At 40.9% G+C, this 3,129-nt stretch carries 5 protein-coding genes; all 5 read left to right on the forward strand.

Features of this window, described 5'->3' with window-relative positions; genetic code table 11:
* Nucleotides 1–458: 458 nt before the first annotated feature.
* Complete coding sequence (locus tag JX312_RS14360; protein WP_370541503.1) at nt 459–1,196, forward strand: MFS transporter; 738 nt, start codon at nt 459–461, stop codon at nt 1,194–1,196.
* A gap of 28 nt (nt 1,197–1,224) precedes the next feature.
* Entirely contained in the window at nt 1,225–1,428 is a 204-nt protein-coding gene (locus JX312_RS11110) for a response regulator (RefSeq protein ID WP_204458047.1), read from the forward strand.
* A 171-nt stretch (nt 1,429–1,599) separates the two neighbouring features.
* A complete protein-coding gene (locus JX312_RS11115; RefSeq protein ID WP_204458048.1) occupies nt 1,600–1,833 on the forward strand; it encodes a hypothetical protein in 234 nt (77 codons plus the stop codon).
* Nucleotides 1,834–2,019: 186 nt separating this feature from the next.
* Nucleotides 2,020–2,643 carry a hypothetical protein gene (locus JX312_RS11120; RefSeq protein ID WP_204458049.1) on the forward strand — a complete coding sequence of 208 codons (624 nt, stop codon included), beginning with the start codon at nt 2,020–2,022 and terminating at the stop codon, nt 2,641–2,643.
* Nucleotides 2,640–2,921, forward strand: a complete 282-nt coding sequence (locus tag JX312_RS11125) for a transcriptional regulator (RefSeq protein WP_123403212.1) — start codon at nt 2,640–2,642, stop codon at nt 2,919–2,921. Before JX312_RS11120 ends, JX312_RS11125 begins: the two co-directional genes overlap by 4 nt.
* The last annotated feature ends 208 nt before the right edge of the window (nt 2,922–3,129 follow it).

Consider the following 3,129-nt stretch of genomic DNA (forward strand, 5'->3'; position numbering starts at 1 on the left):
CCTCATAAAATCCTCTCAATGAACCTCACAATTAAATTTAAACAGTTTCTAAGAAAAGATGCCTTGTGTTTTGAAAGAAAATGAAGGGATACCAAAACTCCTTCTTATTATTATGGCATTGGCTACCGGCTTCTCGGTAGCCAATTGTTATTACAACCAATCGCTATTGGGCAGTATTGTTTCCGACTTCCACGCTTCTGAGTATGATGGAAGCATAATCAGCGCGCTTACTCAATTCGGATACGTCGTAGGATTATGTATAGTCATTCCTCTTGGCAATACACTATCAAAAAAGCGTATCATAACAATTGATTATTTTTGCTGTTCTATGGCTCTTCTATCAGTCGCTATAACGAAAGACTTGTTTATCATAAAATTATCATCTTTCATAATAGGAATCAGTTCAGTAATGCCTCAATTTTTTATACCGATGGCGGCTCTTTATTCAGTCTTGTTTATTGATTGGCATTTTAGGCTCCCGATTTCTAAGCGGAATCATATCGGAAGCCATTTCCTGGCGTTACGTTTATTTCTTTGCATCCGTTGTGATGCTTTTATGCCTGACAGCAATAGCGATAACTTTACCCGGCGATAAGCCGTTGCCAACGTCCAACTACAGAGGAACTCTAAAATCAATGATCAGTCTATTGCTGCATAACAAAACGCTGCATACTTCAGCAGCAAGATCTGCAACCGCCTACGCATCTTTTTTCGCCCTGTGGAGTTGTATATCGTATCGGATGAAAGCCTCCCCGTTTTTTGCCTCAGATGATGTAATCGGCAGTCTTGGGCTCTGCGGTATAGCAGGTGCTTCATGTGTGATAATACTAAGCAAGCACACCCAAACTTGGGGAAGTAGGAGATGTTCGATTGCCGGTGCGTTATCAATGTTATTCGCTTGGTTTACAGCACTTGCATTTGATGGATATTTCGTAAGCATAGTTATCACAGTCCTGATTATTGATGCCGGTATGCAATGCATACATCTTTCCAATCAGACAAAAGTAGTAACAAGCAGCAATATCAATGCAAATTCCCTAAATACATTGTATATGATACTATATTTCGTTGGGGGAACCATAGGAACACTTATAGCGGGCNTATTGCGGACAAAATATCAATGGATTGGGACTATTATTATTGGAATATTATTTACACTGATTTCATTATTTATAAGCATATTAACTACCGATTGAATTGTAATGACACTAAAATCAACGTAACATGAACAGGATTCTCATTATAGATGCCTCCGAATCTGACCGTCGGCTTATGTCGGGCTTGCTTGTCAAGTCCGGCTATGAGCCGATTGCCGTCGAGACGATGGAGGCTGCAAAGGACGAGGTGGCAAAACTGCCACCTGGTGCAGTCATTGACTTTCCCGGTCATCGCCATAGTGGACAACCTGAACGGTCCCGACCTTCTTGAAGTGATGAAAGGCGGCGGAACGGTAGATGTGGTGCAGCCAAATCCTTTACCATAATAAAATTTGGTTCCATTCCGAAAATGCTGTAAATTTGCAGTAAATTCGGAATAGGAAATGAGCAACGACAAATACATACAAAGAGATTCTTATCTCAATAAGCTGATCTTCAGAACTTGTGGGACAAGACTTATATTGATGATGTGGTAGAGAGAAACAAAGTAAGAAATGAACTTGCCGTTTCTCGACTTGCCACCTCGTTATGTAGTTCCATTGGCTCGCTTACCAATCCGGCACGCATAGCCAATACCCTTGAATCGGTGCAAAAGATGAAGATCGATTCCAAAACAGTATCGTCTTATTATTTCACAGGCTTATTTGATTTCCTGTTGAAAGATGAATGGCTATAATGCTGCCAACAAATTTTAAGGAAGCGCTAAAAATTTTTTCAAAAAAATCTCCTGGAAAATTTGGTTTATATTATAAACCAAATTAACTTTGCAACCGAATAGAGAGCGGAATCGCGCGACCGCTCTTTTTTCAAAGAGAAATGGTTTATAAAATAAACCTAATGTTAACCCTCAAAATCCTGTAAAATGGAAGATAAAAAACTAACTGAAAAAGAGAGCCTCGAAGTGATAACTTCGATGATCGCTCGCACGAAAGCCCGCTACCTCGGCAGCGGTAACATCCTGCTTATGTGGGGATACCTTGCTGTATTTAGTTCAATACTGGTATGGATACTGCTCGCAGCCACACAGCAAAATGTATGGAACTGGCTGTGGTTTGCCATTCCCGTAATCGGTATGCCGTTAACTTCTATAATGGCGCGTCGTGAAAAACGAACTAATGGTGTTGTGACTTATTCCGACAAAATCACCTCTCATCTATGGTCGATATTCGGAGTATCCGAAATCGTTTTAACCTTAATTTGCCTCGGATTCTCACTCATCGGCGGTATCAAATGCTGGACTGCAATGATTGTCTATACAATTATTGCCGCTCCCTTTGCTGAGATTGCACAAGGTCTTATCGTTAAAGAGAAATCCCTTACATGGGGCGGAATTGTCGGCTTGGCTATCGGAATGGTTTTGGTATGTTGTGTGACCGGTAAGATTCCTCTTTTAGCCAACTGGTTCATGCCCCTCTTCATTCTCTTTTGGGTTGTAATGATGATTGTTCCCGGTCATATAATTAATCATAAAGCGAAAAAGGGATGAAAGAGTTGAATCCGCTTCTACATTCGCAACTCCGGCTTGCTATAATGTCCATTCTTATGAATGTGGAAGAAGCAGATTTCGTGTATCTCAAAGAGAAAACCGAATCCACTGCCGGAAACCTTAGTGTTCAGATTGATAAGCTTTCCTCGGCAGGTTATATATCTGTTGAAAAAGGAATGTCTGGAAACCGCCCCCGGACTCTATGTTCAATCACTGAAGATGGAATAAAGGCATTTGAAGAATATGTCGATGTTCTGAAATCATATCTCAACCTATAATTAAAAACAACGTGCCTCCGGGTACGTTGTTTTTTGTCTTTTCTCCAACATTACAATAGCCATACTTATCGACACCATCAGCGTCAAATTCGGACTCTCCGGCGGGAATCCAACGCTGTACGATTGGCATACTTGACGGCGAATAAAGCGTCACTCTTTGCCATATTGTCAAGATAAGTTCTGATTGTGTCTTGGAACGCCTAANTTC

This window comes from Barnesiella sp. CU968 (genome assembly GCF_905219685.1).
Taxonomy (GTDB): domain Bacteria; phylum Bacteroidota; class Bacteroidia; order Bacteroidales; family Muribaculaceae; genus Lepagella; species Lepagella muris_A.